This is a genomic window from Kocuria sp. KH4 (assembly GCF_053711175.1).
Window position 1 is genome coordinate 1 of record NZ_JBSJYX010000035.1, and the last position, 19,143, is coordinate 19,143.

Sequence of the window (19,143 nt, forward strand, 5' to 3'; positions counted from 1 at the left end):
GTGGGACGGCTGCCGGATGTCGGACCCCGGTGAGAGAATGGAGCGTCTGTTGGGAGGACCATGAGCAACCGCTATCTGACGACCGGCGAGACCGCCGGTCAGGACGACGTCCACTCCATCACGTCCACGGCCGGGCCGCACACGCAGGACATGAACCACCGGATGAAGGTGTACAGCATCCAGATGGCCCTGCGCATCCTGTGCCTGCTCGTGTTCGTGGCGGTGGACAACATCTGGGTCCGCGGCGTCGCGATCATCGGCGTCGCCGTCCTGCCCTGGATGGCGGTGCTGCTGGCGAACAGCAACGACCGCTCCACGCGGACCAGCCGCCACTACGAGCCCCCGGCGGCCCCGGCGCTGGCGGCCGCCCCCGAACCGGCGCCGCCGGCGGCGCCGCCGGCCATCGACTTCGTCCTGGAGGGCGAGTTCACCGCCGGCCACGCGGAGGACGAGGAGCAGGACGGCACGCGGAGCCCGGGGGCCGGCAGCACCGGGACGGGGCGCACCGCCGCTCCCAGCGGGGACCCGGCTTCCTCCGCTACTGTCGAGGACGACACCTCCCGGCGCCGCGGCGCGGCCTGAGCCCCGCGCGGGCTGCGCCGGGCCCCCGCCGCAGACCCTGAGGAGCACGACCGTCGTGGAGTTCGACCTGCTCGGATCGCTGTCCCCGCGAGGGTCCGAGGCTCCCCCGGCCGGGCCCGAGACCCCCCAGTGCTCCCGCAGGGGCTGCCGCGCGGACGCCGCCTGGCAGATCCGCTGGAACAACCCCCGCATCCACACTCCCGAACGCCGCAAGACCTGGCTGGCGTGCCCGGAGCACCGGGTGGATCTCGAGCAGTTCTTGGGCGCGCGCGGCTTCTGGAAGGACACCGTCCCCCTCGGGCCCGGAGGACCGGCCGAGGAGGGCCGGCCGTGAGCGGCTACCGGTTCCTGCTGAGCGGGAAGTGGCTCCTCTGGTTCCTGCTGGCCTGCGCGGCCGCCGCCGTGGCCGTGTACCTGGGCGGATGGCAGATGGACCGCAACGACCACCTGGTCGGGGAGAACGCCAAGATCACGCAGAACTACCGGGCCGATCCGCTCACCGGGGACGAGGCGGCCGCTCAGTTCAGTGCCCTCGACGAGCGGCTCACCTGGCACCCGGTGACGCTCACCGGGGAGTACCTCGCCGAGGAGCAGGTCCTCGTGCGCAACCGATCCCAGGACGGGCGGGTGGGCTACGAGGTCCTCGTCCCCTTCCGCACCCAGGACGGCGACGTGGTCGTGCTGGACCGCGGCTGGATCCCCACCGGTTCGGCCGCCAACGGGATGCCCGACGAGGTCCCGAGCCCGCCCGCCGGTGCGGTGACCGTCACGGCGCGGCTGCAGCCCGGGGAGCCTACCGTGGACCGTGGGGCCCCCGAGGGCCAGATCGCCAGCATCGACCTCCCGGAGCTCCGCGAGCGGTGGGGCCTGCCGATCGGCACGGCCGCCTTCGCCGAGGTCTTCGCCGAGGACCCGGCCCCGGCCGTGGCCCCGGTGCCGCCGCCGGAGCCGGAGATCGACTCCGGGCCGCACCTGTCCTACTCCCTGCAGTGGTACGCGTTCGCGGCCCTGTTCTTCGTGGCCTACGGCTACGCCGCCCGGCAGCAGGCCCGCAACGACGAGCGGGACCGCCAGTACGCCGCGGAGATGGAGCGGCACCTGTCCCGGTTCTACGACGAGGACGGCACCTACATCGGCGAGGGCGACGAGGAGCTCGTCATCCGTCAGATGGAGATGGCCGACGACATGCCCCCGCACCTGAAGTCCCTGATGCGCCCCAAGCCGCAGCGCCGGCGCGCCCGCCCCAGCTGGGAGGACGAGGAGGACGCCCTGCTGGACGCCCTCGAGCGCGACGCGGCCGGCTCGGACCGCGAGGGCCACTGACCGGGGTGCGCGCCGTCGGAGCCCGGCACGGCGGCGGCGACGAGGAAGGTCGCGACCGGACCGGAGGCGTCGACGAACGTGGTGCTGCACGGGTGGGAGGGCACCGCGGGATCGACCCGGGGGCCCGTGCCACGAGCGGCGTGACCTCGCCCGCGGTCGCGGCGAGCACGCACACCGACCGCAGCGTCGGGCGGCGGTCCCCGCCGGTCGCCCGCGGGACGTCCCGGGTCAGGCCAGGGAGATGAGGTCCTGGTACTCCTGGCTCCACAGGTCCTCCGTGCCGTCGGGCAGGATCACCACGCGCTCGGGGTCCAGCGCCTCCACGGCGCCCTCGTCGTGGGAGACGAGCACGACCGCGCCCTCGTAGGTGCGCAGCGCGTTGAGGATCTCCCGGCGGGAGGCCGGGTCCAGGTTGTTGGTGGGCTCGTCGAGCAGCAGCACGTTGGCGGAGGACGCCACGAGCGTGGCCAGCGCCAGACGGGTCTTCTCGCCGCCGGAGAGCACCCCGGCGGGCTTGGAGACGTCGTCGCCCTGGAAGAGGAACGAGCCCAGGACGTTGCGGACCTCCGTGTCGGCGAGGTCGGGTGCGGCGGAGCGCATGTTCTCCAGGACCGTGCGCTGCGGGTCCAGGGTGTCGTGCTCCTGGGCGAAGTAGCCCAGCTTGAGCCCGTGGCCGGGGATCACCTCCCCGGTGTCGGGCTGCGCCTCCCCGGCGAGCATCCGCAGCAGCGTGGTCTTGCCGGCGCCGTTGAAGCCCAGGATGACCACCCGGGAGCCCTTGTCGATGGCGAGGTCCACGTCGTTGAAGATCTCCAGGGACCCGTAGGACTTCGACAGGTCGCGGGCGGTGAGCGGGGTCTTGCCGCAGTCGGCGGGCTTGGGGAAGCGGATGTTGGCGACCTTGTCGGCCTGCCGCTCGCCCTCCAGGCCCTGCATGAGCCGCTCGGCGCGCTTGATCATCTGCTGGGCCGCCACGGCCTTGCTGGCCTTGGCGCGCATCTTGTTCGCCTGGTCCATCAGCGCGGTGGCCTTCTTCTCCGCGTTGGCGTACTCGCGCTTGCGGCGGTGGGCGTCCTGCTCGCGCTGGAGCAGGTAGTTCTTCCAGCCCATGTTGTACAGGTCGATGACGCAGCGGTTGGCGTCCAGGTACAGGACCTTGTTGACCACCATCTCCATGAGCTCGACGTCATGGGAGATCACCAGCAGCCCGCCCTGGAAGTTCTTCAGGAACTCCCGCAGCCAGACCACCGAGTCGGCGTCCAGGTGGTTGGTGGGCTCGTCCAGGAGCATGATGTCGGCGTCCGAGAACAGGATCCGCGCCAGCTCCACGCGGCGGCGCTGACCGCCGGAGAGGGTGCGCAGCGGCTGGCCCAGGATGCGCTCCGGCAGGTCGAGGTTGGAGGTGATCGTCGCGGCCTCGGACTCGGCCGCGTAGCCGCCGCCGGCGAGGAACTCCGCCTCGAGCCGGTCGTAGCTGCGCATGGCCCTGTCCCGCACGGCGTCGTCCTCCGAGGCCATGTCCTGCTCGGCCGCGCGCAGCCGGGCCACGACGCCGGCGAGGTTGCGGGCGGAGAGGATCCGGTCCCGGGCGAGCTGCTCCATGTCCTCGACCTTGGGATCCTGGGGGAGGTAGCCGATCGCCCCCGTGCGCGTGACGCTCCCGGCCGCGGGCAGGGTCTCCCCGGCGAGGACCTTCGTCATCGTGGTCTTGCCGGCGCCGTTACGGCCGACGAGACCGATCTTGTCCCCCTTGTCCACGCGGAAGTTGACCTCGTCCATGAGCAGCCGCGCACCGGCGCGCAGTTCGAGGTTCTGGACAGTGATCACGGAGGAGACCTTTCGGCAGGGTGCGGGGCGGGGTCAGCGCCCGGGCGGGCAACCCAGCTATCCTACCGGCCCCCGTTGCCCGGCGGCACCCCGCTCAGCCGGGCGGATCCGCGTTCTTGCTCACGTGCTGGGCCGGCATCTCGTCGGCCAGCGCCGAGGACTCCCCCGTCAGGGTGCGGGCGTTGTAGTCGGCGACCTGCCAGCCCCGGTGCGGGTGCTCCTGCAGCACGGTCCAGGCGCAGTTGGCCATCCCGGCGAACATGTCCCGGAGCTCGGGCGGGACCCCCAGGAACGCCGGCACCCCGCTGCGCAGGGCCGCGCCGTGGCCGACGAGCACACCGGTGCGGCCCTCCCCGAGCGCGGCCGCGGCGTCGCCGAGCACCGCCGTCATCCGCGCGTCGACCTCCGAGGGCAGCTCCGCCCCGGGCACCCGGTAGTCCTCCTGGGTGAAGAACCGCTCGTAGACGTCCGGGTGGCTCGCGCGGAACTCGGCGAACGTGGTGCCCTGCCGGATGCCCACGTCGTACTCGCGCAGCCGGGCGTCGAGCCGGACCTCGAGACCCGTCAGGGCCGCGAGCTCCTGGGCGGTGTGCCGGGCCCGCTGCAGGTCGCTGGACCACACGAACACGGGCTCGAACGCCGCGAGCACCGGGGCCGCCCTCCGGGCCTGCCGGCGCCCCACCGGGTCGAGCGGGATGTCGGCCTGTCCCTGGGCGCGCTTCTCGACGTTCCAGGCGGTGCGCCCGTGACGCCACAGCACCAGGCGCCGGCGCGCCGGTCCCGGCACGATTGCCTCCTGGTCCATCCCTGCCTCTCGTCGGCGGCCCCGCCCTCGTCCCCACTTCCGGGGCCGAGACATTTTCGTGAGGGTCTTCCCGGCGGGCGGGGACGCTCTGTATCGTCCGACGGCAACTGGTCCGTCATGTGCCAGTATCCTCCTCCCCCGGAAGTGGGCAGCATGCGACAGGACGTCCAGCAGTGGTTCGGCTCCCGGAGCTACCACGCCCGGCAGTGGTCCCCGGAGCAGCTCTGCGCCCGGAAGGCCGGCACGAGGGTCAGCGTGGTGCTGCCGGCCCGCGACGAGGCCGCGACGGTCGGGCGGATCGTCGCGGCGCTGCGGCAGGAGCTCGTGGAGGACGTGCCGCTGATCGACGAGCTGGTCGTCATCGACTCGGACTCGACGGACGACACGGCGGCGGTCGCCGCGGCGGCCGGGGCCCGCGTGCACCGGCAGGACGAGATCCTGCCCGCCCACGGCAACGTCCCCGGCAAGGGCGAGGCGCTGTGGAAGTCCCTGGCGGTCACCACCGGGGACGTGCTCGCGTTCGTGGACGCGGACCTGCGGGAGTTCGACACGCGCTTCGTCGTGGGGCTGCTCGGCCCGCTGCTGACGGAGCCCGGGGTGCAGTTCGTCAAGAGCTGCTACGACCGCCCGCTGCACGACGGCACCACCATCCTGCCCGCCGGCGGCGGGCGGGTCACGGAGCTGGTGGCCCGTCCCCTGCTCAACCTGTTCTGGCCGCAGCTGGCCGGGCTCGTCCAGCCGCTGGCCGGTGAGTACGCCGGACGCCGGGAGCTGCTGGAGCGGGTGCCCTTCGTCTCCGGGTACGGGGTGGAGATCGCGATGCTCATCGACGTCCTGGAGGCCGTGGGCCTGGACGCGATGGCCCAGGTGGACCTGGGGGTGCGCTCGCACCGCAACTCCTCGGACGCGGCCCTGGCGCGGATGGCCGCCCAGATCCAGCTGACCGTCCAGGCGCGGCTGCGCTGCGAGTCCCCGGCGGCCGGCGAGAACGGGCAGCTCACGCAGTTCCTGCGCCAGGGCGAGCGGTTCCTCGCCGAGACCCACGACGTCGGCGTCCGCGAGCGCCCGCCCATGGCGGGCATCCCCGAGTACCGCGCCCAGTTCGTCGGCCGCGTCGCATGAGCGGACTGCGGGTGCTCGTGAACGCGGGCCCCTGGCTGCCCGTGCCCCCCTCCGGCTACGGCGGGATCGAGACGGTGGTCGCCACCCTGGTCCCGGAGCTGCGGCGGGCGGGGGCGCACGTCACGCTGGCCTCCGTGGGGCCCAGCACGCTCGAGGCGGACGACCACCTGCGGCCGCTGCCGGAGCCGGCGTTCCGGTCCATCGCGATGCCGTACAACCGGGTCTCCGGCATCGCCCACGCCCACATGCAGGGTGTGGTGGACGCCCTGCGGGACCGGGACCGCTGGGACGTGGTGCACGACCACCTGGAGGTCGTGGGACCCTCCGTGCTCGCCGCCATGGGCACGGCCGCCCCGCCGACCCTGCAGACCCTGCACTGGGACCTGCGCAAGCACTCCGAGTTCTACTCCGCCTTCGACGGCCGCGGGCGGGTGCGCTTCGCCGCGGTGTCCGCCTCCCAGCTCGACCGGGCCCCGGCGAACCTGCGCCGGCAGACGCTGGGGGTGGTGCCGCTGGCGGCGCCGCCGCCGCTCGAGGTGGCGGCGGACCCCGGCGAGCACGCGCTGGTCCTGGCGCGCATCACCGCGGACAAGGCCCAGGACGTGGCGGCCCGGATCTGCCGACGGGCCGGGGTGCCCCTGATCCTGGCCGGACCCGTGGCCGGCATCGACGACCCGGAGGAGCTGGCGCGCCGGCTCGCCGACGGCGACGAGGCGCTGCGCGCCCACCCCGACGTCCGCTACTGGCTCGACGAGGTGCGGCCCCTGGTCGACGGCACGACGGTGACGTGGGTGGGCGGCGTGGCCGGTGAGCGCAAGGAGCGGCTGCTGCGCTCCGCCCGGGCCCTGCTGAGCCCCATCCGCTGGGCCGAGCCCGGCGCCACCGGCGTCGTCGAGGCGCTGGCCCGGGGCGTGCCCGTCGTCGGGACGCCGCGCGGGGTGCTGCCCTCGCTCGTCGAGCACGGGCGGACCGGCTTCCTCGCCGCCGAGGAGGACGACCTCGTCCGGCACCTGCACGAGCTGGACTCCCTGGACCCGCAGGCGTGCCGGGAGGCCGCCGAGCAGTGGACGCCGGCGGGGATGGCCCGGCGCTACCTGGACCTGTACCACCGGCTGCTGGAGGAGAACCCCGCATGACGCTCAGGATCGCCCTCGTGGGGGCCGGCTCCGTGGCCCGCCGCCACGTCGGGGTGCTGCACGGGCTGGGCGGCGCCCGGGTGGTGAGCGTGACCGACGCGCACCGGCCCGCGGCCGAGGCGCTCGCCGCCGAGCTCGACGTCCCCTGCTTCACCGACCCCGGCCAGGCGCTCGACGCGGTGGACGCCGACGCCGTGTACGTCTGCGTGCCGCCCTTCGCCCACGGGCCGGCGGAGCTCGCCGCCCTGGAGCGCGGGAAGGCGCTGTTCGTGGAGAAGCCCGTGGGGCTCGGCCTGGACGTCGCGGAGCGGATCGGCCGGCAGGTCGAGGAGACCGGGGTCGTCACGGGCACCGGCTACCACTGGCGCTGCCTGGACACCGCCGTGCTGGCCCGTGACCTGCTCGCCGAGGCCCCGCCGCTGCTGGCCAACGGCTACTGGCTCGACAAGCGCCCGCCGGTGCCCTGGTGGGGCCGGACGGACCGGTCGGGCGGGCAGGTCGTGGAGCAGCTGACGCACGTGCTGGACACGGCCCGGTTCCTGCTCGGCGAGGCCGTGGAGGTCTACGCCGCCGGGGTCCGCGGCACCCCGGACGGCACGGGCCCGGACGACGGGGACGTCGACGACGCGACCGCCGCCACCGTCCGCTTCCGCTCCGGGGCGGTGGCCACCCTCGCGGCGTCCTCCGCGCTGGCCGTCAAGCACCGGGCCGCGCTGCACACGGTCAGCCGCGGCTTGGTCCTGGAGCTGGCCGAGGACGGGCTCACGGCCTTCTGGCCGGCCGAGCGCACCCGGCACGCCCCGGCCGAGGACCCGCGGGTCGCGGTGGACCGGGAGTTCCTCGAGGCCGTGCGCGGTGAGCGCGAGGCCACCCGGGTGCCCTACGGCGAGGCGCTGCGCACCCACCGGCTCGCCTGCGCCATCGCGCAGTCGGCCCGGACGGGACGGGCGGTCGCCCTGGAGGAGCTCGGATGAGCGCCCGGCGCCGGCTCGAGGTGCCCGCGCGGGGCCGGATCGAGATCGCCGAGGAGGAGCTGCCGGAGGTGCCGGAGGGCGGGCTGCTCCTGGAGACCCTGGTCACCGGGCTCTCGGCCGGCACGGAGCTGGCCTTCGTCAAGGGCGACCACCCCGGGCTGCACTCCCGGCACGACACCGAGCTGGGCCTGTTCCGCCCGGGCGTGCCCGAGCAGGGCTACCCGGTGCGCCGGCTGGGCTACATGGAGGTCGCACGGGTGGCCGAGTCCCGCACCCCGGCCTTCCGGGCGGGGGACGTCCTGGCCTCCTCCTACGGCCACGCCACGGCCCACGTCGCCGACCAGCTGAGCGAGCACCTGGTGCCCCTGCCGGCCGCGCTCGACCCGCTGCTGGGCGTGTTCGTGGCCCACTTCGGCCCGATCTGCGCCAACGGGCTGTTGCACGCGGCCGCCGACGCCGGGCCGGTGCGCGGCCTCGGGGACGGCGTGGCGGGGCGGCTGGTGCTCGTCACGGGCGCCGGGCCGGTGGGCCTGGTCACCGCCCTGTTCGCCCGGGCGCTCGGGGCCCGGGAGGTGGCCGTGGCCGACGCCGACCCGCGCCGGCGGGCGGTCGCGGAGCGGCTGGGCTTCCTCCCCCTGGACCTCGACGACGACCCGGGGCGGGTGCTCAAGACCCGGTGGCGCCACGGCCCGGGCGAGCACGGGGCCGACGTCGTGTTCCAGTGCCGCGGCAAGCCCGGCGCGCTGCACGCCGCGCTGCGGGCCGTCCGGCCCCAGGGCAGCGTGATCGACCTGGCGTTCTACACCGAGGGCGCCGACGCGGTGCGGCTGGGCGAGGAGTTCCACCACAACGGGCTGAGCCTGCGCTGCGCCCAGATCGGGCGGGTGCCCCGCGGTCTCGCCCACGCCTGGGACCGGGCCCGGCTCTCCGCGGAGACGATCCGGCTGCTGGGCGAGCACGCCGCGGACGTCCGCGAGCACCTGATCAGCGACGTCGTGGACTTCGACGACGCACCGGCGCTGATGCGCGACGTCGCCGCCCGCCGCCGGCACGTGCTGACGGCGGTGTTCCAGGTCGACGGTCGCGCCTGACCGGCGCGTTCGCCCCGCCGCGGCGGCCCCGCCGGCCCCCCGGCCGGTGGACACCCTTCCGTCAGCCGCCTTAGGGTTGAGCCGAGCGCCGTCGTCGTCGCACGACCGCACCCCGACCGCCGCCTTCCCCGAGGAGCCCCGCATGGCCACGTCGTCCCACCCGGACCAACCACCCCGCCGCTCCGGCGGCGGGTCGTCGACCGCCCCGCTGCACGCCGAGAAGGTCCTGGGCGGCCAGGCCGACCCCGGCACCACCGGGGTCCCCGCCACGGGCCCGGGGGTCGAGCCCGCCGGCTTCGAGGAGACCACGCAGGCGCTCGCCCCCGCGGTCAGCCCCTGGGCGGACTCCCTCGGCCGGGCCGGGTCCCGCGCCGCCCAGATGCTGCTCGTCGCCGCCGTGGTGGTCGGGGTGATCTGGGTCCTGCTGCGGGTCAAGGTCGTGCTGATCGCGGTGCTCGTGGCGCTCATCCTCGCCTCCGCCGTGGGGCCGGCCGTGAAGTGGCTCGAGCGGCGGGGCTGGTCCAACCTGCTGGCCACCCTCGCGGCGTTCCTCGGCATCCTGGCCCTCGTGGGGGGCGTGCTCACCGGCATCGTGTTCGCGGTGCGCAGCGAGTGGGACACGCTCACCGCCTCCGCGCTGGAGGGCTGGAACGAGCTGCAGCGCCTCGTGCAGTCCGGCCCGATACCGGTCGACACGGCCGCGATCGACTCCGCCGTCCAGCAGGCCGGGGACTTCGTCACCAGCGGCTCCTTCGCGGGCGGGGCCATCAGCGGCCTGGGTGCGGCCACGGAGTTCGTCACCGGCGTGGTGCTGATGATCGTCGTGCTCTTCTTCTGCCTCAAGGACGGCGAGAAGATGTGGAACTTCACGCTGCGCTGGTTCCGCGGCGAGCGCCGGGCCAAGCTGGCCGAGTCCGTGGACCGCAGCGCGCAGGTGCTCGGCGGCTACGTCCGCGGCACGGCCTTCGTGGCCGCGGTGGACGCCGTGCTCATCGGTGCCTTCTTGTTGCTGTTCGGTGTGCCGCTGGCGATCCCGCTCGCCGTCCTCGTGTTCGTCACCGCGTTCATCCCGGTGGTCGGTGCCACCATCGCCGGCATCATCGCGGCTCTTGTGGCCCTGGTGACCAACGGACCGCTCATCGCCCTGTTCGTGATCGGGTGGATCATCGTGGTCAATCAGATCGAGGGCAACATCCTGCAGCCGATCATCATGGGCCGCACCCTCAGCCTGCACGCGCTCATGGTCCTGCTCGCCCTCACCGTCGGCACGCTGGTCGGCGGGATCTTCGGCGCCATCCTCGCCGTGCCCTACACCGCCGTGGCATGGGCCGTCATCCAGGTGTGGTCCAGCCGCTACCAGGTCGGCGACGACCCGGTGCTGGGGCCGGACCCGGTCAACCCCAAGGACCGCGTCGAGTCCAAGGCCACCATGGCCGAGCGGTGGAAGTACCAGCGGATGCGCTACCAGCAGGCGCTGGGCAGCCGCTTCGGCGCCACGGAGCGCGACGCCGTCCGGCAGGACGACACCGCCGAGGACACCGCCCCGACGTCGCCCGGCCGGGGCACCGGTTCCGGCGAGGACGGGCGCAAGCCCTAGTCTGGGACCCATGACCAACACCGAACGCCGCCGGTCCGTCACCGCCGAGGACCTCGCGAACATCGCCGTCTTCGCGGCGCTCACCGCGGCCCTGTCCGTCCTGCCCGGCATCCCGCTGGGCGGGGCGGGCGTGCCGCTGACCCTGCAGACCCTCGCCGTGTTCCTCACGGGCCTGGTCCTGGGCGGGACCCGCGGTCTCCTGGCGGTGGCGCTCTACGTCCTGGTCGGGCTGATCGGCGTGCCGATCTTCGCCGGCTTCCGCGGCGGCCTCGGCGTGCTCGCGGGTCCCTCCGCCGGCTACGTCCTGGCCTTCCCCTTCGCCGCGGCCGCCGCGGGCTACGCCGCGCAGTGGCTGATCCCGGCCCGCCGGGCCGGCGACGGCGGGGCCACCAACGCCCGCTACGAGCGCACCGGCACCTACACCGTGCGGCTGGTGCTCGCCGCCCTCGCCGGGTTCGTGGTGATCCGGCTCGGCGGCGTCGTCGGCCTCGTGCTCAACGCGCAGCTGCCGCTCCAGGACGCCGTCCTCGCCGACCTCGTGTTCTGGCCCGGGGACCTGGTCAAGTGCGTGCTCGCCGCGGTCATCGCCGTGGGCGTGCACAAGGCGTTCCCCCGGATCGCGGGCACGCGCTGACCCGTGACCGGCTCCCCCGGGGCCGCGGCCCTCGTGTGCTCCGACGTCACGGTCACCGCCCCCACCGCCTCCGGTGAGCTGACGTTGCTGCGCGGGGTCGACGTGACCCTGTCCGAGCGGCGGGTGGCCGTGGTCGGGCTCAACGGCTCCGGCAAGTCCACCTTCCTGCGGCTGTTCAACGGCCTCGCCCGGCCCGCCTCGGGCGCCGTTGCCGTGCACGGCATCGACGTGGCCCGCGACGTGCGCGCCGCCCGCCGGCACGTGGGCTTCGTCTTCACCGACCCGCTCTCCCAGCTGGTCATGCCCACCCCCGTGGAGGACGTCGAGCTGTCCCTGCGCGGAACCGGCGTCCCCCGGGCCCGACGACGCGCCGCGGCCCTCGCGCTGCTCGAGCGCGTGGGGATCGCCCACCGGGCCGAGCACAGCATCTACGACCTCTCCGGCGGGGAGCGCCAGCTCGCGGCCTTCGCGGCCGTGCTGGCCGTGGAGCCCGAGGTCCTCGTGCTCGACGAGCCCACGACCCTGCTGGACCTGCGCAACCGGGGACGGCTGATCGACCTGCTCGACCGCCTGCCGCACCAGCTGCTGATCTCCACGCACGACCTCGGGCTCGCCGCGACCGCGCCCCGCGTCCTGGTCCTGCACGAGGGGCGCCTGGTGGCGGACGGCCGCCCCGAGCAGGTCCTGCCCGCCTACGAGCGCTGGTGCGCGGGGGGCTTCCCGCAGGAGCCCGCCCCGTGAGCCGCGGCCCGGACCTGTTCGGCAGCTACACGCCCGGCACGAGCCTGCTGCACCGGGCCCCGCTGTGGGGCAAGGCCGTGGGCGTCCTCGCCGTGACCGCGGCCGTGGTCCTCGCCCCGTCGTGGCCGGTCCCGGCCGCACTGACCGCGGGCCTGCTGGCGGCGGGCACCGCCGCCGGCGTGCGGGCCCGCGAATGGTGGCACGGGCTGGCTCCCGCGCTGCCCGTGCTGGTCCTGCTGGGCGTCTACCACGTCCTCACCGCCGGCCCGGGCCAGGCGGCCGACGTCCTGGTCACCATCGTGGTCTTCCTCGTGGTCACCCGGGTGCTCATGCACACCACTCCCCTGCCCGAGCTGCTCGACGGCGTGGTGTGGCTGTGCGCCCCGGTGCGCCTCGTCGGCGCCGACCCCGAGCGGATCGGCCTGGCCGTGTCCCTGATGCTGCGCTCGATCCCGTTCGTCGTCGGCGCCGTGGGCGAGCTGCGGGACGCGGTGCGCGCCCGCGGGCTGCGCCCCCATCCGGTGCGGCTCGTCACGCCGGCGGTGATCTCCACGGTCGCCTACGCCCAGCGCACCGGCCAGGCCCTCGCCGCCCGCGGATTCGACTGAGCCGCACCGTACGACCGTCAGTGCGCTTATGCTTTGCCCATGACTTTCAGCAACGACTCCCAGCTGGACCCCGGGCGGGTCGGCGGCGGTGGCGGCCGCGGCATCGCCGTGGGCGGCGGGATCGGCGGCACGCTGCTGCTGCTCGTCGTCGGCCTGTTCTTCGGCCAGGACGGCATCGACGCCCTCACCGGCGGCGGACAGGACACCGGCGGCTCCTCCGGGCAGGAGGAGTTCGCGCACTGCGAGACCGGCGCCGACGCCAACCAGTACAGCGACTGCCGCATGATCGCCACCGCGCAGAGCCTCGACCAGTTCTGGGAGGGCTACCTCCCGGAGGCCACCGGCGAGCGCTACGTGCTGCCCGGGCTGGAGCTGTACCAGGGCCGGGACTCCACCGCCTGCGGCACCGCGTCCTCGGCCGTGGGCCCCTTCTACTGCCCGGCCGACCAGACCGTGTGGCTCGACGTGGCGTTCTTCGACGAGCTGCAGACCCAGTTCGGGGCCGAGGGCGGGCCCCTGGCGGAGGAGTACGTGCTGGCCCACGAGTTCGGCCACCACATCCAGCACCAGATCGGCACCCTCGGCTACGCCCAGCAGGATCCGCAGGGCCCGGAGTCCGGCGCCGTGCGGGTGGAGCTGCAGGCCGACTGCCTGGCCGGGCTCTGGGCCCGCGGGGCGTCCGGCGACGCCTCCGGGGCGGTGGACCTGCAGGAGGTGACGCCCGAGCAGCTCGAGCAGGCCCTCAACGCCGCCTCGGTCATCGGCGACGACCGCATCCAGGCCACCACCCAGGGCCGGGTGAACCCCGAGGCGTTCACGCACGGCACCTCCCGCCAGCGCCAGCTGTGGTTCTGGGCCGGGTACCGCACCGGCGACCTGGACCAGTGCGACACCTTCGCCGCACGCGACCTCGACAACCCGCCGGCGTTCTGACCCCCGGCCCACGCCGCACCTCCCCCACCCCCTCACGCGCCGAGTCCCCCATCCCCCACCCCCTCATGCGCCGAGTCCCCCATGGGCTCGTAATTCCCCCGGATTGATCCAGGGAATTTGCGACATCATGGGGGACTCGGCGTGGGTGGGGCAGTCCAGTGGTGGACTGCATCACAGTGCACCCAGCCCGGGTTGGCGACTATTGGCCAATCTGCCCCCATGACCAAGACGCGCAGCGCGGTGGCGATCTACGCCCGTATCTCTCAAGACCGGACCGGCGACGAGCTGGGAGTGACGCGCCAACTGGAGGACTGCCGAGCCGAAGCAGAGCGGCGCGGCTGGAGTGTGGCTCAGGAATACGTGGACGATGACATCAGCGCCTACTCCGGACGCGCGCGCCCTGCGTACCAGCGCATGGTTGCTGACATCAAGGACGGTCGGCGGGACGCTGTGCTGGTGTGGCACCAAGACCGGCTGCACCGTGACCCGAGAGAGCTCGAAGAGTTCATGGACATCTGTCTTCGAGCAGGGCTTCACGATCTGGCCTCACTGTCCGGAGACATTGACCTGTCCAAGCCGGACAGCGTGCTCATGATCCGCGTGGTGGGGGCCTTCGCCGCCAACGAGTCAGCGTCCAAGCGCCGCCGGGGTGCGCGCAAGGCGTTAGAAATTGCCCAGTCCGGCAAACCCATGATGGGGGGGCCGCGCCCGTTCGGCTTCCTGGATGACCGGGTGACACACCACCCCGCAGAAGCGCCTGTAATCCGAGAGCTGACACGCCGGGCGCTGGCCGGTGAGACGCTCACTTCGCTGGCGACCTGGTTGCAGGATCAGGGCGTCAAGACCTCGCAGGGCAATGAGTGGCGGACCAACACTTTGCGGACGCTCTTGACCAACCCGCGAATGTGGGGCATGCGCGTGCACCAGCGCCAAGTAATCGGTAAGGGTGTGTGGGAACCGATCATCACCGAAGACGAAGGCGAGCGGCTGCGCCGAAAGCTGCTCGACCCAGCCCGGCGGACCAACCGCAGCGCCCGCAGCTACGCGCTGAGCGGGATGCTGGAGTGCGGCAAGTGCGGCAACCGCCTGTACTCGCACCCCCGAGGGCAATACCGCCGCTATGCCTGCCTGAAAGGCCCTGATTTGCGCGGTTGCGGTGGCATCTTCATCTACGCCGAAAAGCTCGAGGAGTTCATCGCCGAGGCCGTGCTATACCGGCTCGACTCCCGGGAGCTGCACCAAGCACTCACCGAGGACGCGTCCACCCCGGACGAAGTGCGCGAGCTTGGAGCCGTCATCGAGGCGGCTACTGCGAAGCTGACCGAGTTGGCGGAGATGTGGGCGGACGGGGACATGACCCGCGAGCAGTTCAAGAACGCCCAGGATCGCCTGACCAAGCGGCTGGAAAAGCACCGTCGCGATTACTCCAGGCTGACCCACCCGACGGACGCTGCCGAGTACATCGGCCACGGGGCCGAGCTACGGGAGAAGTGGCAGACCCTGAGTCTGTCCCAGCAGGTGGCCATCATCAAAGCCGTGCTGAGTAAAGCCACGATCCTGCCCGCCACCAAGTCAGGGCGGCACGGATTGGACCCGGCCCGAGTCGTGCCCGAGTGGCGGCTGTAGGGGCCGGGGCGCTCGGTTGCGTGCTCGGCGCCGGGGCGCCGTGCGCGCGCTACCGCTGCGCCCCTGCCCCAAACAGCGTGCCAATCTGGCGCAGCGCCGCAGTATCGGTCACCTTCTCCGGAACCCCCTGAGCTTCACAGGACGCGCGCACCCACGCGGCCAGCACCTGCGGATCGACCCCGCTCACAGGTCACCGTCCCACCGGACGAAAATGGCCGGCGGGCCTTCCCAATAGTCCTCCTGATCGGAGTTCCAAGTGTGCGCCGGCGCAGCCCCGAACAGTACGGAGGCTTGGGCGATTACCGAGTCGGCAGTGCGCCCATAAAGCTTCAGTTTTCGAGGCTGAAACCCCTGGGCCACGTCATAGCGGTGCATGCCCATTGCGCGCAGACCCGCCTCGTCAAAGGACTTGCCCACGTACTTGGACAGATAGCGGGCCGCGATCCGGGCCTCGCCCAGCTTGCCCGAACCGATCGGGCCACCGCCGAGCTGCTTGATGCTCACAAAGCCCCGGCCCCACGCTGACTTGATTAGACGCTGGGGAACATAGCGGCCCACCGCGAAGTGCACGTGGAAGTGCACCCCGTCCTTATGCAGCTCCGGCACCCACAAGTACGGCAGCGGCTCCCCGCCCAACAGGGTCCGCAACTCACGGAAGAATAAGCCCACGTGCTGCCGCACCTCTGCCGGATCGGAGCACCGAGGCTCTCCATAGGTGAGGGTGCCCAAGCGATTAAGACGGTTCGCCGCGCAGTAGCGGCGGACCATGCCCCGCGCCCGACGCCCGGCTGACTCGTCGGAACGCTGTGGATTTTTGGCCTCCCCACGGGGCACGTAAAACCGATTCGGTCGATGGGTAGGGACAAAGCAGCCGCCGCCCTCCCCGGCTTCGGGGTACAGGGACAACGCCCACCCGGCGCGGGAAGCGGACAGAACGCTGTGGGATGCAAGAAGGTCGGACACGGAAACTCCAGGAGCGGAAACCTACAAAGGACCGCTGAAGTCCGTGGACCGTGGGACACGCTACAGAAGACAGACCTCAGCACCCGGTCTCGCTCCGGATGGGCCTCTTCTGTATGCCTTTGAGCGCTTGTGGATGCTGGCCTACCGGCACCGCCCGACCTCCCCCGAAAGAGGCCACCTTCTTAGTCATTTTCTCTGTCAGGGTTCGGGACTGGCTGTTCCCCTGCGCGACATTGCTTAAGTGATACCACGGCCTTAGGTGCCCCGCGGCACCTCCCAGCCCCTCCGGGGCTGGGAGGCTGCCCACAGTCGCCTGAGAGGCTGCCGCGGAACCGTTCGTCCTCGCCCGCGGGGCGGGCTGCGGGCGCTGCGTCCCTTGCCCACGGGGCACCGCGGCCGCCTCCCAGCCCCGCCAGAACCCGCACGAGTTATGTTGCTAGTTCAAGTCAAGTGCGCCGCTACGCGGCGCCCTCCTCCCGCAGCTTTCGAACCCCCTCGAGCACCTTGTCCGTAAACTGCTGCGTCCTGACCGTATCGCGGTTCAGCGAACCGTCCTCTGAGTACACATCGACAGCGGCCTTGATCGCGGGAAGCACCGACGAAACCAACTCCGGGCCGGCCTGCGGATCCCAAAGGAGCGTCGTGATTTCCTTACAGTAACTTTCCAACTTGCGAGGAACCGAAGGCGGTCGACCATCTCCGTGCACCTTATGCCGGATTGCCGTAAGTATTTGATACCGAGCCGGCCTGTACCAGCTGTCCAGATAGCCATTCCGAAAAAAGAAATCAAGCCGGTATCCCGCGACCGCGCTCGCGTAATATGGGTCTGCCTGGTGACCGGGCTGGAAGATTTCATCCTTCCGAAGTTTTTGAAGCTCCTTATAATACCGGCCAGCACGCCAGGGCTCATCAAGGAACATGGACGCGTACGACCGCACAAGCTGGCTTGGGGCAATAATCCGAGTCTTCTCTGGCACCGCAATGGCACTGTACTGCTTAGATCTCCGCTCGTAATAGAGTCGCTGCTCGATGGGTTGCGCCTTGAAATAGTCCTCCAAATGCTTCTGAAATGTATCCAAAGCACGCAGATCATCTTCGGTCACATTTGTCTGCCTATTGGTAGCCGACGTGATGCTGCTAACAACATCGTCATCCTGCGTTACCACGACCTTTACGGGGACAAACAAGCCTTCGTCGATGTGTTCACGCTCGTCAAAGAGGACATGGCTAGTTTGGCATCCGTTGACGATTTGGTAATCCCGCAGCGTCAGCCGCGAACTCGTCGGCATAATTTCGCGCGCCACGATGGTGACCCCGTTGTTTAGGACAACGAAACGGTCACGAACTCGACCATCCTGCAAGGTCGCGCGGATCTCCCGATTCACGGAGTTGTAATCTTGGAAATCCCGCACATTGTCATAGAACAGCGACTTCCGAATGTTTCCTGATGAATCCGTGATTAGCTTAAGATACTCCGAGGCCTTCGCTACTCCGATGTACGCTTCTGAAACGCCGGCCAGTTCTGGAAGCGCAACCCTGTCCCGAAACTCGAAAGTTGCCTCGACGCTGTTTTTTGTCTGCCGGTAGAGGTCCTGGATTTCTCGAGCGCCCAGGCATGCAAAGTCTACGTCGAAGAGATTGAGTGACTCCAGGCGAGTCGCAGCAGCGTCCCGCTTCGCTGCCAGATGCGGGTCCTCCGTCCACGTCCCCGTCGTGATGTACCGATAGATCAACTCGGGCCGGCCCTTGCGGAAGGCCGGGCTGTTCGCATACAGGGCATCGAGCAAAGCCTTGAAATTCTTCAGCCCCTCCGAAATTGGAAGCTGAGGGTCATCGGAGAAAAAGTCACACATATTGTCGGCGAAATCACTCATCACCGAGCTAGCGAATCCACTAGATGTCTTACTCTGCACCAAGACGATCGACGCCTGTAGGTAGTTGTTGCGCTGGCGCAGATCTGGGATCTCTTCGGGGGACGTAACTAAATGACCATTCACGATCAGCGCCGCGGCATCAATTCCGAGATCGTTCGAGCCCCCCACCCTAATATCCCCAGGGTCAAACTCTTCATCGTACTGCCGACTGACCACGCAGTAGCCAGTGAAAGCCTCGAACTTCTCGTCCTTTCCCAGACGATTGAGATCGTGCTCAGCGATGAACTCGTCAACGAGGCTTTGAGTAATCACATCCATATGTATCCCTTTCTAGGCAATCTTGATCGCGTTATCAGACTCAACTAATCGACCTCTCCACTGTGCCGGTTGCAGGTCAACGCCCTTGGTAGAGAGCGCCCCACGGTGCACCAGGATATTCACGTGAGACTGCCGCTCAATCGAAATCCCGGTAACCACGACGAGGCGGTATCCATCAGCGTGCGTCTCGGAAAAGACTCGTTCACCTTCCGACAGCCAAAACTGCGGTTCGCGTGACTGTGTGCCCTTTACCTCCACATAGCACAACACACTGTCAACGCCGCCAACTCGTATGTCGTATCCAGGGTTGTTGTGCGACATCCGCAAGACTGGAGCATTTGGCCACTCCGCGCGACACCATTCAAGCGCCGCGCTCATCGCGTACTTATCAACCGCCATGGCTGTCTCCGGATTCGCATACGCGCCTAGAGACGGCGGGATCGCGTTGGTGACAACTGGCGGCGCACCTACAATTTCCAGGAACTGATCTGGTCCAAGCGGCCGCACACCTTGAGCCCAATATACATTTCCCGTCTTCCAGAACCGCCTATCTGCCTCGAAGTAGGAGCCGTCTTGCCTCTTGATGCTCACCGGCACCGAAAACGGGCGGTAGTCCAAAACTTGGCAGACCAACCGGCCGGCGGACGCACTGGGCGAAATCCTTCCAATAACGCCGGTACCCACGTACCCAACGCCTGGCTTGTGGTATATAAATGGTTCACCTTCAAAAATGTAGTTCTCGTACTTGCCGGACGGGTATTCGTACGAAGCGCCGGTGTGGTCGTCGTAGGTGTACCCCGCCTGTTCGCGGCCCTCGGCGGTTGTAAGAACAACTGGCATGAATGTAACCATCGCACGGGGCGGTCAAGCCCCGAGAAGTGGTGTAGCGATCTTTCGTAGGGGTCAGGCGGTGAGGGCGGTCAGGGGGTCGGGGATCACCTCGCTTCCGGTGCGGGCCACGGGGGTGAGCCGGCAACGGGTGAGGACCT

General features: G+C 70.5%; 18 protein-coding genes. 13 read left to right on the forward strand and 5 right to left on the reverse strand.

Features of this window, described 5'->3' with window-relative positions; all coding sequences use genetic code 11:
• Nucleotides 1-60 precede the first annotated feature (60 nt).
• The 3 genes from ACWCOM_RS17675 to ACWCOM_RS17685 are packed head-to-tail and all read left to right on the forward strand — an operon-like array spanning nucleotide 61 to nucleotide 1,905.
• The gene (locus tag ACWCOM_RS17675; protein WP_454550063.1) at nucleotides 61-582 is read left to right on the forward strand and encodes a DUF3099 domain-containing protein; all 522 of its coding nucleotides are present in this window, start codon (nucleotides 61-63) and stop codon (nucleotides 580-582) included.
• 55 nt (nucleotides 583-637) lie between these two features.
• The gene (locus ACWCOM_RS17680; protein WP_454550064.1) at nucleotides 638-916 is read left to right on the forward strand and encodes a hypothetical protein; all 279 of its coding nucleotides are present in this window, start codon (nucleotides 638-640) and stop codon (nucleotides 914-916) included.
• Nucleotides 913-1,905: an SURF1 family cytochrome oxidase biogenesis protein gene (locus ACWCOM_RS17685; RefSeq protein WP_454550065.1), complete on the forward strand. Its 993-nt coding sequence runs from the start codon at nucleotides 913-915 to the stop codon at nucleotides 1,903-1,905. Before ACWCOM_RS17680 ends, ACWCOM_RS17685 begins: the two co-directional genes overlap by 4 nt.
• Before the next feature lie 228 nt (nucleotides 1,906-2,133).
• Here ACWCOM_RS17685 and ACWCOM_RS17690 read toward each other — a convergent pair whose 3' ends face one another.
• The gene (locus ACWCOM_RS17690; protein WP_454550066.1) at nucleotides 2,134-3,732 is read right to left on the reverse strand and encodes an ABC-F family ATP-binding cassette domain-containing protein; all 1,599 of its coding nucleotides are present in this window, start codon (nucleotides 3,730-3,732) and stop codon (nucleotides 2,134-2,136) included.
• A gap of 94 nt (nucleotides 3,733-3,826) precedes the next feature.
• A complete protein-coding gene (locus ACWCOM_RS17695; RefSeq protein WP_454550067.1) occupies nucleotides 3,827-4,537 on the reverse strand; it encodes a histidine phosphatase family protein in 711 nt (236 codons plus the stop codon).
• A 153-nt stretch (nucleotides 4,538-4,690) separates the two neighbouring features.
• On the opposite strand from ACWCOM_RS17695, the gene ACWCOM_RS17700 reads away from it, so the two are divergent.
• The 10 genes from ACWCOM_RS17700 to ACWCOM_RS17745 all read left to right on the forward strand — a co-directional run bounded on the left by ACWCOM_RS17700 (nucleotide 4,691) and on the right by ACWCOM_RS17745 (nucleotide 14,999).
• Nucleotides 4,691-5,659 carry a glucosyl-3-phosphoglycerate synthase gene (locus tag ACWCOM_RS17700; RefSeq protein WP_454550068.1) on the forward strand — a complete coding sequence of 323 codons (969 nt, stop codon included), beginning with the start codon at nucleotides 4,691-4,693 and terminating at the stop codon, nucleotides 5,657-5,659.
• On the forward strand, nucleotides 5,656-6,795 hold the full coding sequence (locus ACWCOM_RS17705; protein WP_454550069.1) for a glycosyltransferase: 1,140 nt from the start codon (nucleotides 5,656-5,658) through the stop codon (nucleotides 6,793-6,795). The genes ACWCOM_RS17700 and ACWCOM_RS17705 overlap by 4 nt, the downstream gene beginning before the upstream one ends.
• Entirely contained in the window at nucleotides 6,792-7,769 is a 978-nt protein-coding gene (locus ACWCOM_RS17710; protein ID WP_454550070.1) for a Gfo/Idh/MocA family protein, read from the forward strand. Before ACWCOM_RS17705 ends, ACWCOM_RS17710 begins: the two co-directional genes overlap by 4 nt.
• On the forward strand, nucleotides 7,766-8,860 hold the full coding sequence (locus tag ACWCOM_RS17715; RefSeq protein WP_454550071.1) for a zinc-dependent alcohol dehydrogenase: 1,095 nt from the start codon (nucleotides 7,766-7,768) through the stop codon (nucleotides 8,858-8,860). The genes ACWCOM_RS17710 and ACWCOM_RS17715 overlap by 4 nt, the downstream gene beginning before the upstream one ends.
• 142 nt (nucleotides 8,861-9,002) lie before the next feature.
• Nucleotides 9,003-10,457, forward strand: coding sequence for an AI-2E family transporter (locus ACWCOM_RS17720; RefSeq protein WP_454550072.1), 1,455 nt, complete (start codon nucleotides 9,003-9,005; stop codon nucleotides 10,455-10,457).
• A 10-nt stretch (nucleotides 10,458-10,467) separates the two neighbouring features.
• Nucleotides 10,468-11,091: a biotin transporter BioY gene (locus tag ACWCOM_RS17725; RefSeq protein WP_454550073.1), complete on the forward strand. Its 624-nt coding sequence runs from the start codon at nucleotides 10,468-10,470 to the stop codon at nucleotides 11,089-11,091.
• Nucleotides 11,092-11,094: 3 nt separating this feature from the next.
• Entirely contained in the window at nucleotides 11,095-11,832 is a 738-nt protein-coding gene (locus ACWCOM_RS17730) for an energy-coupling factor ABC transporter ATP-binding protein (RefSeq protein ID WP_454550074.1), read from the forward strand.
• Nucleotides 11,829-12,440, forward strand: coding sequence for an energy-coupling factor transporter transmembrane component T family protein (locus tag ACWCOM_RS17735; protein WP_454550075.1), 612 nt, complete (start codon nucleotides 11,829-11,831; stop codon nucleotides 12,438-12,440). The genes ACWCOM_RS17730 and ACWCOM_RS17735 overlap by 4 nt, the downstream gene beginning before the upstream one ends.
• A gap of 39 nt (nucleotides 12,441-12,479) precedes the next feature.
• A complete protein-coding gene (gene ypfJ / locus ACWCOM_RS17740; RefSeq protein WP_454550076.1) occupies nucleotides 12,480-13,373 on the forward strand; it encodes a KPN_02809 family neutral zinc metallopeptidase in 894 nt (297 codons plus the stop codon).
• A 219-nt stretch (nucleotides 13,374-13,592) separates the two neighbouring features.
• The gene (locus ACWCOM_RS17745) at nucleotides 13,593-14,999 is read left to right on the forward strand and encodes a recombinase family protein (protein WP_454550077.1); all 1,407 of its coding nucleotides are present in this window, start codon (nucleotides 13,593-13,595) and stop codon (nucleotides 14,997-14,999) included.
• A 183-nt stretch (nucleotides 15,000-15,182) separates the two neighbouring features.
• On the opposite strand, the gene ACWCOM_RS17750 is transcribed toward ACWCOM_RS17745, so the two are convergent.
• From ACWCOM_RS17750 to ACWCOM_RS17760, 3 genes are all read right to left on the reverse strand, one after another.
• Nucleotides 15,183-15,767: a rolling circle replication-associated protein gene (locus ACWCOM_RS17750; RefSeq protein ID WP_454550078.1), complete on the reverse strand. Its 585-nt coding sequence runs from the start codon at nucleotides 15,765-15,767 to the stop codon at nucleotides 15,183-15,185.
• Between the two features lie 653 nt (nucleotides 15,768-16,420).
• A complete protein-coding gene (locus ACWCOM_RS17755; protein ID WP_454550079.1) occupies nucleotides 16,421-18,154 on the reverse strand; it encodes an AIPR family protein in 1,734 nt (577 codons plus the stop codon).
• Nucleotides 18,155-18,166: 12 nt separating this feature from the next.
• The gene (locus tag ACWCOM_RS17760; protein WP_454550080.1) at nucleotides 18,167-18,994 is read right to left on the reverse strand and encodes a protein NO VEIN domain-containing protein; all 828 of its coding nucleotides are present in this window, start codon (nucleotides 18,992-18,994) and stop codon (nucleotides 18,167-18,169) included.
• Nucleotides 18,995-19,143 lie beyond the last annotated feature (149 nt).